The 19,577-nt window shown below is 50.3% G+C and carries 19 protein-coding genes and 3 tRNA genes; 16 read left to right on the top strand and 6 right to left on the bottom strand.

Going from position 1 to position 19,577, the window contains the following annotated elements; all coding sequences use genetic code 11:
• Window positions 1-3: 3 nt before the first annotated feature.
• From trpC to trpA, 4 genes are read left to right on the top strand one after another with little or no spacing between them, the layout of a single operon-like run.
• Window positions 4-792 (top strand): indole-3-glycerol phosphate synthase TrpC, encoded by a 789-nt coding sequence (gene trpC / locus C0977_RS07790; RefSeq protein WP_101913000.1) that lies wholly within the window; start codon window positions 4-6, stop codon window positions 790-792.
• Window positions 789-1,400, top strand: a complete 612-nt coding sequence (locus C0977_RS07785) for a phosphoribosylanthranilate isomerase (RefSeq protein WP_101912999.1) — start codon at window positions 789-791, stop codon at window positions 1,398-1,400. The genes trpC and C0977_RS07785 overlap by 4 nt, the downstream gene beginning before the upstream one ends.
• Complete coding sequence (trpB, locus tag C0977_RS07780; RefSeq protein ID WP_101912998.1) at window positions 1,400-2,584, top strand: tryptophan synthase subunit beta; 1,185 nt, start codon at window positions 1,400-1,402, stop codon at window positions 2,582-2,584. The genes C0977_RS07785 and trpB overlap by 1 nt, the downstream gene beginning before the upstream one ends.
• On the top strand, window positions 2,577-3,353 hold the full coding sequence (trpA, locus tag C0977_RS07775; RefSeq protein WP_101912997.1) for a tryptophan synthase subunit alpha: 777 nt from the start codon (window positions 2,577-2,579) through the stop codon (window positions 3,351-3,353). Before trpB ends, trpA begins: the two co-directional genes overlap by 8 nt.
• Window positions 3,354-3,852: 499 nt before the next feature.
• Here the strand turns inward: trpA and C0977_RS07770 are convergent, their stop codons facing one another.
• From C0977_RS07770 to C0977_RS07760, 3 genes are all read right to left on the bottom strand, one after another.
• The gene (locus C0977_RS07770) at window positions 3,853-4,179 is read right to left on the bottom strand and encodes a cupin domain-containing protein (protein ID WP_023052629.1); all 327 of its coding nucleotides are present in this window, start codon (window positions 4,177-4,179) and stop codon (window positions 3,853-3,855) included.
• Window positions 4,180-4,227: 48 nt separating this feature from the next.
• Window positions 4,228-5,103 (bottom strand): hypothetical protein, encoded by an 876-nt coding sequence (locus C0977_RS07765; protein WP_101912996.1) that lies wholly within the window; start codon window positions 5,101-5,103, stop codon window positions 4,228-4,230.
• 171 nt (window positions 5,104-5,274) lie between these two features.
• On the bottom strand, window positions 5,275-7,116 hold the full coding sequence (locus tag C0977_RS07760) for a phosphoethanolamine transferase (protein WP_101913059.1): 1,842 nt from the start codon (window positions 7,114-7,116) through the stop codon (window positions 5,275-5,277).
• Between the two features lie 228 nt (window positions 7,117-7,344).
• On the opposite strand from C0977_RS07760, the gene C0977_RS07755 reads away from it, so the two are divergent.
• The 7 genes from C0977_RS07755 (at window position 7,345) to C0977_RS07725 (ending at window position 12,131) form a co-directional block, all read left to right on the top strand.
• Window positions 7,345-7,421, top strand: a tRNA-Asp gene (locus tag C0977_RS07755).
• Window positions 7,422-7,426: 5 nt separating this feature from the next.
• A tRNA-Phe gene (locus C0977_RS07750) sits at window positions 7,427-7,502 on the top strand.
• Between the two features lie 12 nt (window positions 7,503-7,514).
• Window positions 7,515-7,600 (top strand) — tRNA-Leu (locus C0977_RS07745).
• 438 nt (window positions 7,601-8,038) lie between these two features.
• On the top strand, window positions 8,039-8,710 hold the full coding sequence (locus C0977_RS07740) for a TetR/AcrR family transcriptional regulator (RefSeq protein ID WP_101912995.1): 672 nt from the start codon (window positions 8,039-8,041) through the stop codon (window positions 8,708-8,710).
• A gap of 30 nt (window positions 8,711-8,740) precedes the next feature.
• Complete coding sequence (locus C0977_RS07735; RefSeq protein WP_234987611.1) at window positions 8,741-9,784, top strand: HlyD family secretion protein; 1,044 nt, start codon at window positions 8,741-8,743, stop codon at window positions 9,782-9,784.
• Window positions 9,781-10,944, top strand: a complete 1,164-nt coding sequence (locus C0977_RS07730) for an ABC transporter permease (RefSeq protein ID WP_101912994.1) — start codon at window positions 9,781-9,783, stop codon at window positions 10,942-10,944. Before C0977_RS07735 ends, C0977_RS07730 begins: the two co-directional genes overlap by 4 nt.
• Entirely contained in the window at window positions 10,941-12,131 is a 1,191-nt protein-coding gene (locus C0977_RS07725) for an ABC transporter permease (RefSeq protein ID WP_023052680.1), read from the top strand. Before C0977_RS07730 ends, C0977_RS07725 begins: the two co-directional genes overlap by 4 nt.
• Before the next feature lie 965 nt (window positions 12,132-13,096).
• On the opposite strand, the gene C0977_RS07720 is transcribed toward C0977_RS07725, so the two are convergent.
• From C0977_RS07720 to C0977_RS07710, 3 genes are read right to left on the bottom strand one after another with little or no spacing between them, the layout of a single operon-like run.
• Complete coding sequence (locus C0977_RS07720) at window positions 13,097-14,605, bottom strand: ABC transporter permease/substrate-binding protein (RefSeq protein ID WP_101912993.1); 1,509 nt, start codon at window positions 14,603-14,605, stop codon at window positions 13,097-13,099.
• Window positions 14,595-15,329: an ABC transporter ATP-binding protein gene (locus tag C0977_RS07715; RefSeq protein ID WP_101912992.1), complete on the bottom strand. Its 735-nt coding sequence runs from the start codon at window positions 15,327-15,329 to the stop codon at window positions 14,595-14,597. The genes C0977_RS07720 and C0977_RS07715 overlap by 11 nt, the downstream gene beginning before the upstream one ends.
• Window positions 15,316-15,807, bottom strand: a complete 492-nt coding sequence (locus C0977_RS07710) for a MarR family winged helix-turn-helix transcriptional regulator (protein WP_023052612.1) — start codon at window positions 15,805-15,807, stop codon at window positions 15,316-15,318. The genes C0977_RS07715 and C0977_RS07710 overlap by 14 nt, the downstream gene beginning before the upstream one ends.
• A gap of 51 nt (window positions 15,808-15,858) precedes the next feature.
• On the opposite strand from C0977_RS07710, the gene C0977_RS07705 reads away from it, so the two are divergent.
• The 5 genes from C0977_RS07705 (at window position 15,859) to C0977_RS07685 (ending at window position 19,556) form a co-directional block, all read left to right on the top strand.
• Window positions 15,859-16,125 carry a hypothetical protein gene (locus tag C0977_RS07705; protein ID WP_101912991.1) on the top strand — a complete coding sequence of 89 codons (267 nt, stop codon included), beginning with the start codon at window positions 15,859-15,861 and terminating at the stop codon, window positions 16,123-16,125.
• Between the two features lie 172 nt (window positions 16,126-16,297).
• Window positions 16,298-16,945 carry a zinc-ribbon domain-containing protein gene (locus C0977_RS07700; protein WP_101912990.1) on the top strand — a complete coding sequence of 216 codons (648 nt, stop codon included), beginning with the start codon at window positions 16,298-16,300 and terminating at the stop codon, window positions 16,943-16,945.
• A gap of 25 nt (window positions 16,946-16,970) precedes the next feature.
• Window positions 16,971-17,696 carry a zinc ribbon domain-containing protein gene (locus C0977_RS07695; protein WP_101912989.1) on the top strand — a complete coding sequence of 242 codons (726 nt, stop codon included), beginning with the start codon at window positions 16,971-16,973 and terminating at the stop codon, window positions 17,694-17,696.
• Window positions 17,697-17,726: 30 nt separating this feature from the next.
• The gene (locus C0977_RS07690; protein WP_023052624.1) at window positions 17,727-18,365 is read left to right on the top strand and encodes a zinc ribbon domain-containing protein; all 639 of its coding nucleotides are present in this window, start codon (window positions 17,727-17,729) and stop codon (window positions 18,363-18,365) included.
• Between the two features lie 21 nt (window positions 18,366-18,386).
• Window positions 18,387-19,556: a glycoside hydrolase family 3 N-terminal domain-containing protein gene (locus C0977_RS07685; RefSeq protein WP_101912988.1), complete on the top strand. Its 1,170-nt coding sequence runs from the start codon at window positions 18,387-18,389 to the stop codon at window positions 19,554-19,556.
• The last annotated feature ends 21 nt before the right edge of the window (window positions 19,557-19,577 follow it).

Below are 19,577 nucleotides of genomic sequence, written 5' to 3'. Positions count from 1 at the left end.
AATATGATTTTGGATGATTTGAAGACAGCGGCCTTACATAATGTTGCCGCCGATCGGGCGATTGTTTCAGCGGAAGTGATGAAAGCGCGGGCCTTGTCGCTTCCCACGCAACGGGACTTCCCCTTTCAGAAAGCCATAGCGCAGCCGGGCATGTCCTTTATTTGTGAAGTAAAGAAGGCTTCGCCTTCAAAGGGCGTTATTGCCGAAGAATTTCCCTATCGCTCTATTGCGGCGGCGTATGAGGCGGCCGGTGCTGCCGCCGTTTCTGTCCTTACAGAGCGAGAGTACTTTCAAGGCTCGACGACGCATTTGTGGGAAATCGCCGCCGCCGTTTCCATTCCGGTATTGCGAAAAGACGTTATCGTCGATGCCTATCAGATATATGAGGCCAAGGCCTGCGGCGCGTCTGCCATCCTCTTGATCTGCGCCGTTCTTTGTGACGATGAACTGCAGCCATTTCATGAGCTGGCAACGGCGTTGGGACTGTCTGTTCTCGTCGAAGCGCATGATGAAGCGGAAATTGATCGGGCATTAGCCTGCGGCGCAACTATTATCGGTGTCAATAATCGGAATTTGAGAGATTTTAGCGTATCCCTTGACACCAGTCTGATATTGCGTAAGCGCGTGCCGCCGTCCGTGCTTTTTGTCGCCGAAAGCGGTATCAAGACGCGGGCTGATGTGCAACGCCTGGAAGCTGCCGGTGCCGACGCCGTCTTGATTGGAGAAACGCTGATGCGTAGTCGGGACAAAAAACGTGACCTGGCCATGTTGGCAGGCAGGGAGGGGGTATGAAGATCAAACTGTGCGGATTGACAAGACCTTGTGATGTTGCTTGGGCAAACGAAACGCGGCCTGATTTTGCCGGCTTTGTTTTTGCCGGCGTGAAACGGCGTATTTCACCGCAGTTGGCGGGAATTCTGCGGCGACAGCTGCATGTATCCATTGCCGCTGTCGGCGTTTTCGCCGATGCCGCCGCAGCGGAGATCGCCGCTCTCGTGCGGGACGGAACGATTCAATGGGTACAGTTGCACGGCCATGAAGATGAAAAGTACATCGAGAATTTGCGCCGTTTAACGGATGCGCCGCTAATACAAGCGTTCGCTGTCAACTCACCTGTGGATTTGCGGCGGGCACAAGCCAGTTCGGCAGACTATATTCTGCTTGACAGCGGTAGCGGCGGTACGGGGCGACCCTTTGACTGGTCGCTGTTACCGTCTTTGGAACGGCCTTTTTTCTTAGCTGGCGGTATTTCTTTACATAACGTGCGGGAGGCGGTTCGACGCAGGCCCTTTGCTGTCGATGTGAGCAGCGGCATCGAAAGAGACGGGCATAAAAGCAGAACAAAAATGAAAGAATTTATGGCGTTTGCCAGAGCGGCGGCGCGGCAGGAGGGACTATAATGAAAACAGGAAGATACGGATCTTTTGGCGGCCAGTATATACCGGAAACGTTAATGAACGAGATCCATCGCTTGGAAAGAGAATACGCGTATTATAAAAACGATCCGACCTTTCAGTCGGAGTTGAAGAACTTGTTTACGTCTTATGCGAACAGGCCGTCATTACTGTATTACGCCGAAAAGATGACGAAGGATCTGGGCGGCGCCAAGATTTATCTGAAACGGGAGGATCTGAACCACACGGGAGCGCATAAAATAAACAACGCCCTCGGCCAATGCCTGTTGGCAAAGAAGATGGGAAAGACCCGCGTCATTGCCGAGACCGGCGCCGGCCAGCACGGGGTCGCGACGGCAACGGCAGCGGCCTTTCTCGGGTTGGAATGTGAGATCTTCATGGGAGAAGAGGACACGGTCCGCCAGGCGTTGAACGTGTACCGCATGGAACTTCTCGGCGCCACCGTTCACGCCGTTACGACGGGAACAAAAGTGCTCAAAGACGCTGTCAACGAAGCTATGCGTGAGTGGGTCAGCCGTGTGGACGATACGCATTACGTCATCGGATCCACGATGGGCCCCCATCCGTTTCCGATGATGGTCCGCGATTTTCAATCCGTCATCAGTGAGGAAGCGCGGCAGCAGATTCTGGAACGGGAAGGAAAATTGCCGACTGTCGTCATGGCCTGCGTCGGCGGCGGCAGTAATGCGATGGGGATGTTTTACCATTTTATCGCCGATCAAGATGTGCGACTTATCGGTTGTGAAGCAGCCGGTAAAGGAATTGACACAAAATTACATGCGGCGACGATGGCAAAAGGAACAGTCGGGATCTTTCATGGCATGAAATCTCTCTTTTGCCAGAATGAAGAGGGACAGATTGACGAAGTTTATTCTCTTTCCGCCGGCCTTGACTATCCGGGTATCGGGCCGGAACATGCGTATCTTAAGGAAACGGGACGCGCGTCGTACATACCGGTAAAGGATGATGAAGCTGTTGCGGCTTTTGAATATTTAGCGAAAACGGAAGGGATCATCTGTGCCATCGAAAGTGCTCATGCCGTCTACGGCGCCATGCAGGAGGCGCCGAAATTGAAAAAAGATGATGTGCTGATCGTTTGCGTTTCCGGGCGCGGCGATAAAGATGTTGCGGCTATTGCACGCTATAAAGGGAGGGATTTGCATGAGTAAGATCGGAAACGCATTTAAAAGCGGGAAAGCCTTTATTCCGTACTTGACAGCGGGAGATCCTTCCGTTGAAAAAAGTTGTGAATTTATTCTGGAAATGGAGAGAGCCGGCGCCGACTTGGTGGAAATAGGCATTCCCTTTTCCGATCCCATTGCCGAAGGCCCTGTTATCCAAGCGGCCAATATCCGCGCTCTTTCTGTTCACACCGATTTGGGGCAAGTCTTTCGTCTGGTTCGCATGGTTCGGGAAAAATCACAAATACCGCTCGTTTTTCTGACATACGTCAACCCGATTTTTCGCTATGGTGCAGAGGACTTTTTTTCGGCGTGCGCAGACGTCGGCGTCGACGGCGTTATCGTTCCCGATATGCCTTATGAAGAGCGGGGAGAATGTGCAACTGCCGCGGCGGCGTATGGGATCGATATCATTTCCATGATCGCGCCGACTTCCCGTGAACGAATCAAAACGATTGCTTCTGTCGGCAGCGGATTTCTGTATGTCGTTTCCTCCCTTGGCGTTACGGGCATGCGCAGTGATATAAAAACGGGTATCGACGATATGATCAAAACGATACGCAATGTAACGGATGTGCCGGCTGCCGTCGGTTTCGGCATCAATACGCCGGAGCAGGCGACAGCCCTGGCGAAGCTGGCTGACGGTGTTATCGTCGGCAGCGCTGTCGTCCGGATTATTGCTGTACACGGAGAAGCGGCGGGCCCGTACCTTTACGAGTACGTTCGATCCATGAAAGAAGCCGTTTTGCGGGCATAACGGAAAGACCCCCGGTAAACAAAAGACAAATGCTTGCCGAGGGTCTTTCCGTATATGGAAGTTTTCTGTTGCTGGTTTCGTTTTCTTTAACCTCTCTGAAATCGGATAGTACATGATTTAAGTTGCCGTACATTCATCTATCGAATCAGCAATTGCTGTTGGCACGACGACATCGCATCCGCTGTTTCCGACTGCCTGTATTTGTGATTACACGTTCATTGCGGTTCAAACTCCATCAGCTGCCGCCTTTTTTCTTTCAGCGGTTAGAACAGAATCGTGTATCCGCGTCGTCGTTATCCAAAGGAAGAACTTGAATCATCGTACATTGGTAATGATTTTCCGGCTCCGTGCCCATTGGACTCACCTCTTTCGTATTTCCTACTCATAGTATAACATTAAAAAATAATGTTGTCACGTATTATTTTTGAAAATAGTTATGATATTTAAGAATAATATAAAATAAATAAACCTCATCTGTAAAACGATGAGGTTTATCCGCTCAGTCTACGATGATCAATGCCATGAAAACCAGATTATCCGTACCGATATTGACAATGCCGTGTCCGAAATTATCGGGCGTGAAGGTTACGTCTCCTGTCGTAACGGTTCGCTTAGTGCCGTTATCGTCATATTCTCCCGTACCGGAAAGAATATAGTACGTTTCACTTTCGCCGTGATGTTCATGATACCCTAAGGAACAGTCCGGCGGGATGGTGACTTCGGCGTATAAGCGACATTTGCCGTTGAGCTGTTGCTCATTGAGGAGCGGCTTTTTTAAAATATACCCTTTACCGCCCGATGCATGGTCTACTCTGATCGTTTCCATTGCAGATCCCCCTTTGGAAAAATATATTGGATGACAAGCGGCTGCTTGTTATCTGCCATTATCGACATAATAAGACGGGCGCTCACAAAGGTCTTCTCGGTGCAATTCGGGCAGAATATGGTCTGTCGCCGGATTTTTTTCGTTTTCCCGTTCATAACAGGCGATACCGAAAGAGAGGCAGGCGCCTGCTTCGTAAGAATGTAAAACCGTTTTCATTTTTAACGCGTCCAAGGCGCCGAAGAGGGCATAAAGCTCTGTCAGCGCATAGGAGCCGGCAGCGGCGCAAAGCTCTCGCGGCAAGTCGAGCAGGTGTGCAAGGCGTTGGCTTTTCAAGCTTTCCATGACTGCGCGGTCAAAACGGTTGGCCGCATCCCTGCTGTTGATACGCTGCGACAGATCGGCAGCGACGATGATTGCCGTTTTGCGATTCAGACCGGCAATCGCGGTGCAGATATCGTGGCCGAGCGCAAAGGCCGCCTGCAAGGCGTTTGCCTGTGGAGAGACGATGACCACGGAGCCGGAGAACCCCGCGTGTTGCAGATAGCTGAGCGGTACCAGCGCGGCTGTATCCAAGCGCAGCGGAATGCCGGTGGCGCTGCTCCAGTGATTATTCAGCGGCAGCGCTTCCGATTGTGCCGCAACCGTTTCGGCCAGAAGCGTATCTGTCGTCGTCTTTACCGTTGCTTCGGCCGTGCCGGCACAAGACAGGCAGCCGGAAATGAACGGCGCCGTTATGACCGTCGCCGCCTGCGGATACAGATTGCCGTGACGGCCGATCAGAATCAGCGTATCCGGCTTCTGATCGGTCAGAAATGCAGCGGTTTTCGCCATTGCGGCTTTGGTTTTGTTAAAACGGCGCTTCTCGTCGGGCAGTACCGCCGGCGCCGCTGCCATAAAGGCCGCCGCAATGCAAGACTGTTCCATGTTGCTCACCTCATTTCACCGACTCTTCATCTTTATTATAATACAGCTGGAGCAAAAAGCTATCGGACAATCGCATTTCCATCGTTGCGGCGGCCCTTGCTTTGCCCTGTAAGAAATTGTTGCCCACGGGTATACGGATGTTTCTGGCCGGCTGTTTTATCCGGCGCGGTCTCAATACTCCGTATCTTCAAGCAAGCTCGTTCTGCCGAAGCGGGTAACGAGATCTTTTCGTTCCATATGCCAGAGCGGCGAAGCGAGACTGAACGTGGGATCATAATTGGGCGACTGCATATTGAGGACGCCGCAGATAAATTCATATTCCAGATCGTTGGTGAAATAACAATTGGCGTGAGACTTGATCGTCGCCGCAACGTCTCCGTTCCGCCGCATATAATCGTCGGAGAGGTAGCAGAACATGGGGATGCGCAGTACCTTAAAGCTAGCTCCGTCAGGCTGGCGGGCTATGTCGGGATCGGAGCCGTGATCGGAGAAGTAGATCATGGCATCAAGATTCAGATTCGTCTCGGCATACGTGAAGACCTGCGACAGGAACCAATCCGTGTACAGGATGGTATTATCGAAGTCGGCTTCCTGATTGATCTTGCCGTCGTTAAACTGCTGAAATTCGGCAGGATAGCGGTTGCGGTATTCGATATGACTGCCCATGATATGGAGAACGATAAAATTCTTCTCATTCGGATTGACGCGATCCAGAAATTTCAACAGGGCTCCGTCCAACGTGGATTCTTTCAGATCGCGATCGACCCATTCGGCGACGTCGGCCGTATTGGCAATGAGCGAAATCGGCGTATCGGCGACACCTACAGAGCCTTGGTTGCTGAACCAGTAGGTTTTGTATCCGGCTTTTTTGGCCATATCGATAATGGAAATAGACTGGTTAAACTGGAGATCATTATAGAAATTGGATTCCGTCAAAGCATGTTCCAAAACGGGAACCGTGTACCAGACGCAGGCGTAGGCGTTGGTAAACAACGTGAAATGGGGATCTTCTTTTGCCGCCGTCAGCCACGGCGTATTCGGGACATGCGTCGAATCGTACGCATTCATCAGTGTCCGTGTTTCCGATTCGCCGATAATTACGATGACCGTATTCGGATACGGCGCCGGATTCAGCTGAACGGCTTGCAGCGCGGCGAATTTTTCATCGTGGTTTTCGGCGTACAGCAAAGCGCTTTTCAAATAATCGTGCGTATCGATGAAGGTGCGTACGGGAAAGGCCTGCGGAAAAATTTCTTCGCCCAGCGCAGTAAGACAAGGAACGGTGATGAGCAGAGAAAATAGCGGCAAGACGAGGCGATACGCCTTCGTCTTCGGTAAATGAGGCTGGTTGTAGTTGAGGGCATAGAAGATTCCTAACAAGACGATCAGGAAAAAGACTACCAGGCAGATCATGGCAGCACCGAGAGAATGAAGATATTCCAACGTTTCGGCAGGTCCCGTTTGGAAGATGATCAGCGCTCCGGAAGTCGTGATCGACGAACTGTACAGATAATAATAAATGAGTTGCAGCAGATTGATGAAGGCGGCGGCAAGTTGAAGGCCCGTCATCAAAGCGGCCCCGATTTTGCGGGGCAAATACTGGTTGACAAGCATGTTTATCAAAAACAACAGCGCAAAGCCGTAGAGACCGACGTAAATGTCGTAAATATTATTCAGGTAAATCGTATTTCCGTTTACCAGCGAAGTGTAACTGAGCAGGGGACCGACGATGATCCAAGATAAGGCGACGAACGCTGTCGGCAATATGGCTGACGGTGAGAGACAGCGGTGGTACAACGCCAATGACAGTACGACGGAACCGACTGACGGAATCAGGCCGTAGGCCATGGCGGACAGATTATCGGCGCCGAGGCCGAGCGAGACGAGCAGCTGCCATTGGAAGCAGAGGACATAAATGACCACGAAGGTCAAGAGAAAATACACGATGCGATGTCCCCTTCGCTTACCTTCTCCAGGCGCCTGTTTGAAGAGCGACAGAATGTAACGGAGCATATCGCTGAGACCGAAATTTGGCATGAAATATACCCTTTCTTTACCGTTATTTTACATAACATGATATATACATTTCCTATTATACATCAACTGATTTAGATAAATATAGTACAGGTATGGAAAAATATTACAGGGTCTTTCGGGAAATTACCTATTGCCAAAAAATGGCCAACATGGTATAATTTCTCTTGTTCGAGGCGATTGAGTCGCCTTAGGAGAGTATGAAACGGCCCCGTGGTGTAGCGGTTTAACATGTCGCCCTGTCACGGCGAAGATCGTCAGTTCAAATCTGATCGGGGTCGCCATATTTGCTCAGGTAGCTCAGTCGGTAGAGCAGGGGACTGAAAATCCCCGTGTCGGCGGTTCAATTCCGTCCCTGAGCACCAACAATTCCATATGCGGTCGTGGCGGAATGGCAGACGCGCTACTTTGAGGGGGTAGTGAACGAAAGTTCGTATGGGTTCAAGTCCCATCGACCGCACCACATAGTGAAATTGAAGCAGCTATCGTTGATAGGTGTTTTTTTTGTTTGCTTTGGCAGCGCCGCGAACGATAAGGTGTACTATCTGTAATGGATTTCAGTTGGCAATAATAGATGTATAAAACGAAGATTGGAAAGGAAAAGGGATGAGACGGCTAAGGCAAGCTGCGCCCTCCCTTTTTATGCAGACGCGTAGGCTTTCGGCGGGTGCATGAAATTTTCTGCAGTAGCAGCATACTATATGTAGTACGAATGGTCAGAAAATAGGAGAAGGAAATTTACAAATGGCTTTAATGAGTAAAAAAGGCATACTAAAGGGCGTAAATCAATTGACAGACTAATTTGAACATGTTTAAATTGATATATCATCGTATTAGTGTGAATAGCTGAGTTTGTAGAAAGGAGGCACACTGATAATTTTTATGATTACCAGTTGTTCGTATGGCGAGATTACCGGCTAAGGAAAAGCACGATGAAGAAGTTCGCCGCAAGGTCTTGATGAGTGCCAAACGCCTCTTCATCGAGCAAGGTTATGCAAAGACGACGATTCGTCAGATCGTTGACGATTCAGGGATTATGATCGGTAGCATTTATCATTTTTTTAAGAATAAAGCCGATATTTTCCAATCGTTAATGCAGGAAATGCTCGATCAATCGTCACGCTTGGTCAAAGAGCGCTTCGGTAGAGAATCGGCTGTGATTCAGATTGCCATTATTTTTTTGATTGAAATTGAAGCGATCAAGTCGAATAAGAACGTACGCGATTCATTTTTCGAAGGGTATGCGATGTTAGAAGCTTTTGAGCACCGAATCGACAGCATTTCCCATTTATCACAGCAGTTATTTGCGGAATTGCTGCCGTCATTAGCCTATGAAGATTACTTTGCGCGCACCTTATTGATTCACGGTATGATGCGAAGCTATATTACGTCGTATTATTTTACGCGGAAAGTACAGACGAAGCTGAGTTATGGCCTCTTTTTGCGCATGGTGCTGCCCGTGTATGGCGTCAAAGAGGCGGAGATCGCAGTGATCACCGCCCGCATTGAGGCGCTGCATCAGCAAATTCACGACGTTACGCAAGATCTCATTACGCGCGTTACCGTCAGGTAAACGAAATCATCGAGTTGGAGGAAGTTCGAAATGTATACTACGAAGAAAAATACGGGAAAATCGCCCTTTGGCTGGCGGAAGATCATGGCGGCGGCCTTGTCGAGTCTGCTCTTGGTAGGCTTGTTGGCCGGCTGCGGTTCATCAGATACCGTCAAGTTTGATACGTGGGGGCGCGCCGATGCCAAAGAAATCGACGTCAACGCCAAGGTGCCCGGTCGTGTTGTCCGGCTTTTGGTTAAAGAGGGCGACCAAGTCAAGGCTGGTCAGTTGATGGCCGTTATTGATCAGCGGGATTTGATGACGCAAAAAAGTCAGATCGAAGCGGAAATCATGGCCTTGCAGGCCCAGTTAACGCAGGCCCAATCGGTAACGTCCATGCAGGAAGGGACGACAGGGTCCGATGTGACGGCTGCCAATACGCAGGTCAGCCAGGCGCAGGCCAATTTAGACAACGCTAAGGCCGATTACGATCGCTATGCACAACTCGTTGATGAAGGCGCCGTTTCGGCGCAGAGCTTCGATGCGATTTCGACGAAGTATAAAGTCGCGCAGGAAACGTACAACCAAGCCGTAGCCGGTGCCGGAAAAGCGACGGCAGCCTTGCAGCAGACCGATGTCAACAAGGCCAACGAAGCGGCTGTCGCCCAAAAGATCGTCTCGGCTCAGGCGAAACTGGATCAAATCAATGTTGCCTTGAGCGAAACGGAAATCAGAGCGCCTTATGACGGTATCATTACGACGAAATACATCGAAGAAGGGTCGATGATCTCGCAGGGAACACCGATTGTAGCCGTACAGGATCCGACGGACAACTGGGTCGATTTCAAAGTTCCGGAAACGGCGTTGGCGAAGATCAAGCTGAACCAAAACGTAACTTTAGTCGGTCGTGACGGTACAACGACTGTCGAAGGCGAAATTGTCAATATCAGCAAGAAAGCAGAATTTGCGACGCAGCGTGCTACGAGTGAACGAGGCGACGATACGGACGTAATCAGTTTCAATGTCAAGGTTCAAGTCAATTCGGAAGTGCTTCGTCCGGGCATGCGCTTTAAGGTAGATGAAGGTTCATTATGAAGATAAAAAGCATACTTTGCGATGCTTGGCATGATTTATGGCGCGGCCGCTATCCGTTGGCGCTGCTCATCCTCTTAGTGCCTTTGGGCTTTACGGTCCTCTTCGGGTTCGTGTACATGGAAAATTCCGTCAATCACATCCCCTTGGCTATTTATGATCGGGATCAGAGTAATGCCAGTCGGAAGTTGATACAGATGTACAGCGATTCCGAACGCTTCACTGTCGTCGATCAGATCGTCAGCGAAGGACAGCTGGAAGAAGCAATTCACCAATATGACGCGTTAGTGACGCTGGAGATTCCCAAAGGGTTTTCGAAAGATATCCGCAGCGGTAAACAGAGCAACGTATTGGTAACGGTAAACTCGGTAAATAATATGTTCAGTAATGCCGCCTTGGCTTCGGCTCAGGAAATCAACCGGAGTTATACCGTGGCTGTCGGTCAGAAGCTGGTCGAAGGCTTGAACGTCGTGCCTGACGTCGCGCTGAATATGGTATATCCTGTCCACTTCGGCATTCGCATTTTGAATAACCCGACTAATGGCTATACGCAGTTCATGCTCTCCGGCCTGCTCCTCAACGGAATGCAAGTCAGCATGATGGGCATTGTCGGACCGATATTGATCGGTGAGATCCTGCGACGCCGTTACAGCCGACAGACGAAAGCCGTCTGCATCGTACTGGCAAACTGGCTGCCCATTTGGGCCTTAGGTATGGTTTCCTTTTTTATTTCTTTCCTCGTTGCCGTGTATGGCTTTCATGTGCCGATGCGGGGCAATTGGCTGGAAGTAGGCGTCTTGATTGCCTCCTTCCTGACCTTCCTCATTTCCGTGCTCATGCTCTTTTCGGCTTGTGCTTCCAACCGCGGCAGTTCCATGCAGCTGCCGATGGTCTATATCATGCCGGGCCTTTTATACAGCGGTCTGTCTTGGCCAAGTTTCGACATGAATACCGTGGCTCACGTCTTGTCGCTGACCATGCCAATGGCCTATGTTGGTGATACGCTGCGCGATTTGTCCCTGAACGGAATGAGTCCGATGCTCTGGAGCAACTGTGCCTATATGATCGGTATCGGTATTGTCTGCCTCGTTTTGGCGACGCTGATTTTCCAGAAACGGCGGATGCGAGCATTCGATGCTGAGCAGAAAGAAAGTGTCTCATGAATCTAACTCCATGTCTGCCCGAATTGGGGCAGCTTATTAAAAGAGAAATCCATCAATTTTTTGTCGATTCACCGATGCGTGTCCTGTTCCTTTTTGGCGCCGCCATTGCGTACCTCGTCCTCTTCGGTATTCTGTATACGCCGAATATCGTCAAGAACATTCCTCTCATCATTTACGATCAGGATCAAACGTCGTTCAGCCGCTCCCTCGTGCGGGCTTACGACTCGAGCGATGCCTTTACGATTGTTGGTAATGTAAATTCGGAAGAAGAAATGGATGTTGCTCTTCAGAACAAAACGGCCTACGCTGCCGTCTATATTCCAGCCGATTTCTCTAAAAAAGTAAAAACGGGGGATACGTCGACGCCGCTCTTCGTCGTCAATGGGTCGAATATCATTTTGACGAATATTACGAGCAGTGCGGCGCAGAATATTACGGCTGATTTTTCCAACAAGATCGCCGCGCAACAAGGGGCGCTGCGCTTGGGAATGGATGAAAGCCGCCTGGCGAAACGAATCAATCCCGTTACATATGAAACGCGTGTGCTCAATAACCCGACGCAGGGGTACATGCTCTTCTTCCTCATAGGGTTAGCTATGGCGGCCTTCCAGCAGGGGATCTTCTTTACCCTCGGTTCATCGGTCCATTATGAACTGCGCGAATGGGAAGAGCGCGTAGCTTCTTCGGAGGGCGACGTAGCGCTGACCGATCGCCGTCGTGGCCATCTTCTCTTTGCCGCTAAATTGATCACCTATTGGGTCATGGCGCTCCTTGCTTTCAGCGTCATTCTCTTGGCGGCCCACTTCGGTTGGCAGTTGCCACTGAAGGCACCTCTCTATCAAGTCTACGGCTTGGCCGGCGCCTTTGCCTTCGCCTTTATCGGCTTCAGTCTGTTTATTTCTCTATTGTGCCAAAACGAATTGCAGTTTATTCGTCTCGCCGTCTTGTATCCCGTACCGGCTTTCATCATGTCGGGCTATACATGGCCGCAGGAATCGATGGGACAAGTACTGCAGACGGTTTCGTACTTTTTCCCTATTGCTTGGCTTTCCAATGCCATGCGGCAGCTATTTACGGCAGGGTATGCGGCTCACTTGCCGCTCAATATCCTCGTTCTCGTCGCCATTGGTCTCGGTTGTTGTCTTCTGGCCGGCTGGCGTTTGCACGGAGTGATGAAAAAAATATAGATAATTTACGGGCAAGCACCGGTCGTCAGCTGACGTGGTGCTTGCTTTTTTATCGACTGAGATGGGAATACTGAGGATAAGCATGAGGATAGGAGAACAGATAATGGCTTTAAAGGGGATGTTGTGCAATTACATTTTCGGAACAATATAACTACAGCGCTCTTATATTATGGCGTTAATCCGAGCCATGATACCGTCTAAGACACTTATCGAGAGATGTGTTTTACGAATACGAACTGTGACGATAACGCGGCAGTGTTCCTCATTGTTTGCTTTTGAACTCAAAGGACGAGGATGGTTTTACCGAAACCGTTTTTATATTCTATGTAGCGGAGGTATCTTGGCTGTGGGTAAGGGAAGAGATTCGTTCTGGCCTTATGTAACGTGATAGGGGTTGGTGTAGTCGAATAAGTTCTGCAGGAATTTCGTTGCCGGAGTGGGAGGAAGCGGTACGTTTGATCGGGAGCATTCCTGATTGAGTCGAAGTCTTCTACATACTGCTAGCCGCCTAATAAGCCGACTTTCCAGAGAATGCCGTCCGGCCGCAAATGAGCAAAGGAATCTCTGATCGTCTTGGGGACAACGAGTTTCTAATCTGTAGTCGACGGCAACGGCACGCGGTCGTTTTGATCGCTGATCCTTTAATCGTAATCGAGACTTTCCGGAAGGGCTAGTTTTTCCGGTGAACGTGACTTTAGTGCCGACGGGGCAGTACAGGCGGCGATGATGACGACGCACTCGATGCTTAAGATGCGTGGCAAGGTTACCGTCGGTAAGAGGCCTTGGCACGTAAAGATTTCAGAGTGATTAACGCCGAAGACTTTGACTTGGACTAAAGATCCGTTGGAGCGGACGGCAGAATGGGAACAGGTTCCCATTTCGGTTGTTCCGGTCCGCCTGCCTGATAGAGGACGGCTGCTTTCATCAATGACATCGTGTTTTTCCTTTCTCGTTTGGTCATGGGGTCAGATCAAGTGGTGACGTTTCAGATATTCGACAGCGACGTCGTGGGCGCTGCGGCCGTTGACTCGCACGTCGTAGTTCATGGCGCGCATCTCTTCCGCTGTCATACGCCCTGCTAGTTTTTCCAGCGCGGCCTGCAGTTCAGAATGGTTGTCAAGTGTCTCCTGGCGCATGAGCGGGGCCCCCTGATAAGGTGGAAAGAGATGTTTGTCGTCAGCCAATACGACCAAATCGTATTGTTTCAGTTCACTGTCCGTTGAGTAGGCGTCGGTGATCTGGATGGTTCCTTGCGCTATTGCCTGATAACGGAGAGCCGGTTCCATCGTATTGACGCGCAGGTTGAGTCCATACAGAGAGACAAGGCCGCGATTGCCGTCATCTCGGTCGTTAAATTCCAGGGTGAAGCCGGCCTGTGCCGTTTTTTCTACGGCAGCAAGATCGGAAATCGTTTGCAGTTGATTGGCGGCCGCATAGATGCGGGGGACGGCAATGGCGTAGGTGTTTTCATACGCTGCCGGCTCGAGATAGGCTAAATTATCCTGCGCCTTGATGCCGTCGCGGGCCGCCTCGTAGACCAGTCGCGCGTCGTTCGTTACCGATGGCGGCGTTTTCAGGAGACTGGCTGTCACCGTGCCTGTAAATTCGGGGTAAATATCAATGGTTCCCGCTTTCAGCGCTTCATAAAGAAAGGTTGTCTTGCCGAAGTTCGGCTTCAACTCCACTTCCAGATCCGTGTTTTTCCGAATCAGTTCACCGTACATATTGATCAGGATTTCCGGTTCGGGGCCAAGCTTGCCGGCAATGACGATCTTGTCATGCTTCGGAATCAAGGGAACGAAGGAAATAACGAGTCCCAGGGAAACGATTCCCAACGTCAGCAGAACCGTTCGGAGCGAACGCCGTTCCAACGTGTGAATCGCGTAGCTGAAGAGAACCGCCAACAGAGCTGACGTGACGGCGCCGATGAGAATGAGCGCGTCGTTGCTGCGGTCGATTCCCAGAAGGATGAAGGTGCCGAGACCGCCGGCGCCGATCAATGCTGCCAGCGTGGCGGTGCCGATGATCATGACGGCTGCCGTACGAATGCCGGCGGTGATTACAGGCATGGCCAGCGCCAGTTCATAGGTTTTCAATTTTTCTCGCCTGTTCAGACCCAAGGCTTCAGCGGCTTCATGCAGTTCCGGCGGGATTTCCTGCAAACCTGTCAGCGTGCCTTGCAGGATCGGAAAGAGTGCATAGACGATGAGGGCGATTAGTGCGGGAATGGCGCCGATACCGAAAAAGGGGATCATGAGGCCCAAGAGCGCCAATGACGGAATCGTTTGCATAATACCGGAAAGCTGCAAGACCGCTTCTGCCGGCCGTTTTTGACCGGAGAGCACGATTCCCAGCGGGACGGCGATGATAGTGGCGAGCAGCAGTGCGCTGAGAGAAAGTTGTATATGCTGCCCTAATGCCGGTAGCCAGGTGTTCTGCCGTGCTGTGAAGGTAATCAGCAGGTTATTCAGCATCGGAACCTCCAGGATGGAAAAAACGGGAAACGAAGGTATTCTTCGGGTTATTGCGGAGTTCGTCAGGCGTTCCGATCTGGACGATTCTTCCGGATTCCATAATGGCCAGATGATTGCCTAAGTACGCGGCTTCTGCCAGATCATGGGTGACGAAGACAATCGTCAGACCCAGCTCGCGGTGCAGCGCTTTGACCAGGTTCTGCAGTTGGCGGCGTGAAAGCGGGTCTAAGGCGCTGAAAGGCTCGTCCATCAAGACGATCTTCGGTTTGCCGATGAGGGCGCGAATAATGCCGACACGTTGTTGCTCTCCGCCGGAAAGTTCACGGGGATAACGGCGGCTGTATAGGGCGGGAGATAATCCCGCTTTTTCTAACCAGTCCGTTGTTTGTGCAAGCCGCTCGGCTTTTGTCCACCCCTTCATGGTTGGGACAAGACCGATATTTTCCTCTACCGTAAGATTGGGAAAAAGGGCGATTTGCTGTAAAACGTACCCCATATGGAGTCGTAGTTCGCGGAGCGGATAGTCGCTGACTTTTTTTCCGTCAATGGTGATTTCGCCGCGACTCGGATCAAGCAGACGATTGATCAGTTTCAGCGTCGTCGTCTTGCCGCTGCCGCTGGGGCCGACGAGAACGAAGAAATCGCCGTCGTTAATCGTCAAGCTCGGTAAGGAGAGAACGGTTGTGTTTCCGTATGTCTTGGAAACGTCTCTAAATTCGATCATGGCAGTCCTTTCTTTCGCGCTGTAGCGCCGTCAACTCATCCGTTAATAAAAAGGTGAAGTCTTGCGTCAGTCGGAGCAGCGCCGCTTGCTTCGCCGGCGCGAGCCGCGTCAAGGCCTTGCTTTCTGCCTCATCCATCGGGTCGATAACGGAAGCGGCGAAGTGATGTCCTTTTGGCGTCAAGGTAATGATTTTTTTTCGCTTGTCCGCAAGGCTTACGGTGATGCGGACATAGTCTTTTTTCAGAAACATCTTGATCGTCGCGTTGACGACTTGCTTCGTCGAATACGTATGTTTGACGATCGTTTCCTGGGAAATGCCCTGCCGATGGCGATAGATCCATAAGAGGATCAAGAGCGACTTGCTTTGCAGGCCGTGCTTGCGGGCATAGTCTTCGTACAGGGAAAATTGATGATCTCGCAAGCGGGCGTAAAGGCGCTGTCTGGAGAGTAAAGAATCTGTAGGCTGTTGTGTATTCATTTAGCTTTCCTCAAAAAAAGTAAAAATATTTGACTAATTGAGTATAAAGGAATGACTGAAAAGAATCAAGTTTTGATTGGGGACATGCTTCTTACGGATACGCGGCGTTTATTGGCGGGAGAGGTATCTTTTGCTGAGACAGAAAATAAATATGGTTTCCGTCAATACGGGCAGTACGCAGAAGAAAATGATATACTGCGCGCAGACAGCGACGTCGTTCGCCGACAATGGAGAAGCGAAAGGAAGGGGCTGTATGAAACGTCTGCGTTCTTTAACTATAGCGGCGAACAGGTGTATTTGTCAGAGCGTAAAGTTTAAATGGAACGAACCGTTTATGTCGGCAGTAAAAAATAATGGTTGAAAAAGGGTCTGCAAAGATAGCTTTGTAATGTATTTGTAATGTAACATATATATAAAAATGATATAATAATCATAAATATATGACGAGGTCTGGGTAGTATCATCATTAAATAATCATGGAGGGTGTATTATGTCGAAAGCATGTGTTAAATGCGGGGCTCAATTACCAGATGAAACGAAGTTCTGTACAGAATGCGGCGCTTCTCAGCCGGTTGTACACAAATGCCCGAAGTGCGGCAAGGTAGTGGATGAAGATGCGGTGTTTTGTACTGAATGCGGTACGAAAATAAAGGGTGCCGCCGCTGCCGTGGCGGGACAGATGGGGGCTGCCCAAGGGATGAGTAAGGGGAAAGTGATCGGTATTATTGTTGGCGTTATTATCATTATTTTGGCGGCAGCGGGTTTTCTTCTCAGTAGAGATAACAGCGGTTCATCAAGTGTGGAAGTCGTGAAATCGCAGACCGTTATTGAAGACTATATCCGCGACCAGGGAACGGCCGAACAAAAATATAAGAATAAGAAGATAAAAATTACAGGCAAACTGATTGCTAAGAATCAATTCCATAATTCGAGCAATTTTGCCTTAGCGCTTTATACGAAGACTGTCGGCGGAAAATCGTATACCCTTCTCGTCGATATTCCTGCCGATAAAGCCGCTGAAGCGAATAAAGTCAAGATCGGCGATTTTGTGACGGCGCAGGGAATATGTGTCGGCATCGTAAAGCAAGACAGGCCTACGGATATTTCCGTACAGATACAGTGCGAAAAAATTAATTGACCTTAAATAGAAGCGGAGGCGCATTATGACGAGGTTTTGCCCCGAATGCGGCAAAAAAATTGCCGATCATGTCAAATTTTGTCCTGAATGCGGGATGGGTCTCAACGGAAAATCTACAGTTGAGCCGGAGAAACTGTCGTGCGAACAGCCGGTAGCGTTTGTGGCAAGATCGTCATTTTTTGAACGAAATAAGAAAAATTTGCTGGTCATTGCCGTTGCTGTTGCCGCCGTATTAGGCTGTTGTGCCGGCGGTTATACGTATTATCAGAACCAAAAGGTCGCAGCGGCACAGGCGGAAGCGGAAGCAGAAGCACGGGCTGCGCAGAAGGCGGAAGACGATAGAAAAGCCGCCGAAAAAGCGGCAGCTGAAAAGAAGATGCAGGAACAGCATGCTAAAGTTCGTGCCGGACTCAGCAATGCATTGGGGCGTTTGCAGCATAATGAAGAAATGCTCAAAGATATGGCCGATAAACTGAACTCCGGAACCTATGACAGCGCGTATTTCAATATGAAGCGAAGCAGTTTCTATAAAGAATTATTGGCGCCTGTTGATGAACTTGATACCATTATGGCCGGTAACGATAATACGGCCAAAAGCGAAGTCAAAGCCCTGATAGAGATCCAGCGCGTTCGAGCCAATATGATGTATCAGGGATTGAATGGTGACAGCAGTAAGTTTGCCACTGGCGATCAATATTATGGCGATTACTATGCAAAATTGAATGCCTTTAAAACGAAATATAATTTATAACGCCATGAAGTCAGTAGAGGAGATACGATCATGTTTTGTCCAAATTGTGGCACAAAAAATAAAGAAGAAGCCAAGTTTTGTGCAAAGTGCGGTGCGGCTTTAGCGAGAGCGTCCGGCGCTGTTGCGGCCCCTGCAGATGCTGCGGTGGCGATTGAATCAGCAGGAAAGAAATGGAAGCTGTTGGCTGTTGCCGGAATCATTGCCGTTCTGCTTATCGGCGGCGCATACGGTGTTTATACGTATAGCGTTGATTCACGCTGGGGAATGCAGAAGGAAGAAGCGGCGCCGGCACCGCCGCCTGTCGATCCGAACGTAGTCATTGCCGATGAAGCGCGCAAGTCGTTGTCAACGTATCATGAAGCGATAACCAATCATGATTTTATACAAGCTTACGCGCTGATGACATCGCAGAAACAGTCTGATCTGGGAACGTATGAGGCGTGGAAGGACGGGTATGCATCTACCCTTTCCAGTAAGATTTTGGATGCCAAACCAACGTCAGTCGCGCCTGATCGGGTCATTTTCGCGTATCAATTGGAAGCCCGTGACAGCGAAGGCAGCCGGATTAAGAAACAGATTATCAGTGGTAATGTTACCATGGTCAGGCAGGGGAACTTGTGGCTCATGGCGGACAGTGACGGTCGGGTTATTTCTACGACGTACGAATAAAAACGGCAAAAGAGGTATATTGTGAAAATTTTTCAAGTGAAAAAAATTGTCAGAGCGGTGACGTTGTCCTTTTTTGTGTCCGCCGCTTTGACGGGCTGTGCGCTGCCTTTCGGCGGCAGTGGCGCCGGCGGTGAAACCAGGTCGTCCGTGACGGATACGTCGCTGACTCTCGATCAGCGCGTCGATCGGATCGTAGCGGACATGCCGCTTGATGAAAAGGTTGGCCAGCTTTTTATTGTCGGTATTCACGGCGGTGAACTCAATAGCGATTCGAAATTTATCTTGAATGAGTTTAAGTTCGGCGGCATCATCCTCTTCGATCGCAATATGCAGACGAAAGCACAGGTAACAGAACTCAACAGACAACTGCAGGCAGCGGCACGAGAAAAACAGACATTGCCTCTTTTCCTGGCTGTTGATCAAGAAGGTGGCGCCGTAGCGCGGCTGCAACGGGAACTGGTGACGGTACCGGCTGCAGCGGATCTCGGCCGCGGTGACGTGAGCGAAGCGGCAGCCTATGCCAAGCGTTCAGCAAGGGAATTGAATGACATCGGCTTCAACGTCAATTTTGCTCCCGACGCGGATCTCGGTCTGGCTAACGGCCGGTCTTTCAGCACTTCAGATCCGCAGCGGGTCAGTGATTTTGCCGGAGCCGTTGCTTGGGCCTATAAAGGCGAAGGCCTTATTTTTTCGCTGAAGCATTTTCCCGGCATCGGCCGCACCGAATCGGATCTGCATGTCGAAGGGAATACGATTACTGCCGATTACGACACGCTGAAGGCGACGGATTTGAAGCCGTTTGAAGCGTTGATACCGCAGTTTGCAGCGAGTGATTTCATGGTCATGGTTTCCCATGCCAAATACCTTGCTTTGGATCCGCAGTATCCAGCCAGCTTGTCGCCGCGCATTCTTACCGATCTTTTGCGCAAGGAGGAACGGTTTAACGGCATCATTATTACGGATGATCTTGAAATGGGGGCCGTTGCCAATCATTACTCCTTTGCCGAAATGGCCGTTCAATCTTTTACGGCCGGCGCCGATATACTCTTGGTCTGTCATGAGTACGCCCACATGGAAGAGGCCTATAACGGCATGATGAAAGCCGTTAAAAGCGGTCAAATTTCCCGGCAGCGACTTGATGCATCGGTTAAACGCATCGTCCGCATGAAGCTGGTCAAACTGGTCGAATGAGGGAATGTCATTCGGTGTTGT

This window comes from Megasphaera vaginalis (ex Bordigoni et al. 2020) (assembly GCF_900240295.1).
GTDB classification, from domain to species: Bacteria; Bacillota; Negativicutes; order Veillonellales; family Megasphaeraceae; genus Megasphaera; species Megasphaera vaginalis.
The sequence above is the reverse complement of the archived record's forward strand: the minus strand, read 5'-3'. Positions and strand labels throughout refer to the sequence as shown.

Coding starts and splice junctions, on each gene's coding strand:
- trpC (WP_101913000.1), top strand. CDS start 4: ATGATTTTGGATGATTTGAAGACAGCGGCCTTACATAATGTTGCCGCC.
- C0977_RS07695 (WP_101912989.1), top strand. CDS start 16,971: ATGACGAGGTTTTGCCCCGAATGCGGCAAAAAAATTGCCGATCATGTC.
- C0977_RS07720 (WP_101912993.1), bottom strand. CDS start 14,605: ATGCTGAATAACCTGCTGATTACCTTCACAGCACGGCAGAACACCTGG.
- C0977_RS07730 (WP_101912994.1), top strand. CDS start 9,781: ATGAAGATAAAAAGCATACTTTGCGATGCTTGGCATGATTTATGGCGC.
- C0977_RS07740 (WP_101912995.1), top strand. CDS start 8,039: ATGGCGAGATTACCGGCTAAGGAAAAGCACGATGAAGAAGTTCGCCGC.
- C0977_RS07765 (WP_101912996.1), bottom strand. CDS start 5,103: ATGGAACAGTCTTGCATTGCGGCGGCCTTTATGGCAGCGGCGCCGGCG.
- C0977_RS07715 (WP_101912992.1), bottom strand. CDS start 15,329: ATGATCGAATTTAGAGACGTTTCCAAGACATACGGAAACACAACCGTT.
- C0977_RS07770 (WP_023052629.1), bottom strand. CDS start 4,179: ATGGAAACGATCAGAGTAGACCATGCATCGGGCGGTAAAGGGTATATT.
- C0977_RS07725 (WP_023052680.1), top strand. CDS start 10,941: ATGAATCTAACTCCATGTCTGCCCGAATTGGGGCAGCTTATTAAAAGA.
- C0977_RS07760 (WP_101913059.1), bottom strand. CDS start 7,116: ATGCTCCGTTACATTCTGTCGCTCTTCAAACAGGCGCCTGGAGAAGGT.
- trpA (WP_101912997.1), top strand. CDS start 2,577: ATGAGTAAGATCGGAAACGCATTTAAAAGCGGGAAAGCCTTTATTCCG.
- trpB (WP_101912998.1), top strand. CDS start 1,400: ATGAAAACAGGAAGATACGGATCTTTTGGCGGCCAGTATATACCGGAA.
- C0977_RS07785 (WP_101912999.1), top strand. CDS start 789: ATGAAGATCAAACTGTGCGGATTGACAAGACCTTGTGATGTTGCTTGG.
- C0977_RS07690 (WP_023052624.1), top strand. CDS start 17,727: ATGTTTTGTCCAAATTGTGGCACAAAAAATAAAGAAGAAGCCAAGTTT.
- C0977_RS07735 (WP_234987611.1), top strand. CDS start 8,741: ATGTATACTACGAAGAAAAATACGGGAAAATCGCCCTTTGGCTGGCGG.
- C0977_RS07705 (WP_101912991.1), top strand. CDS start 15,859: ATGACTGAAAAGAATCAAGTTTTGATTGGGGACATGCTTCTTACGGAT.
- C0977_RS07710 (WP_023052612.1), bottom strand. CDS start 15,807: ATGAATACACAACAGCCTACAGATTCTTTACTCTCCAGACAGCGCCTT.
- C0977_RS07700 (WP_101912990.1), top strand. CDS start 16,298: ATGTCGAAAGCATGTGTTAAATGCGGGGCTCAATTACCAGATGAAACG.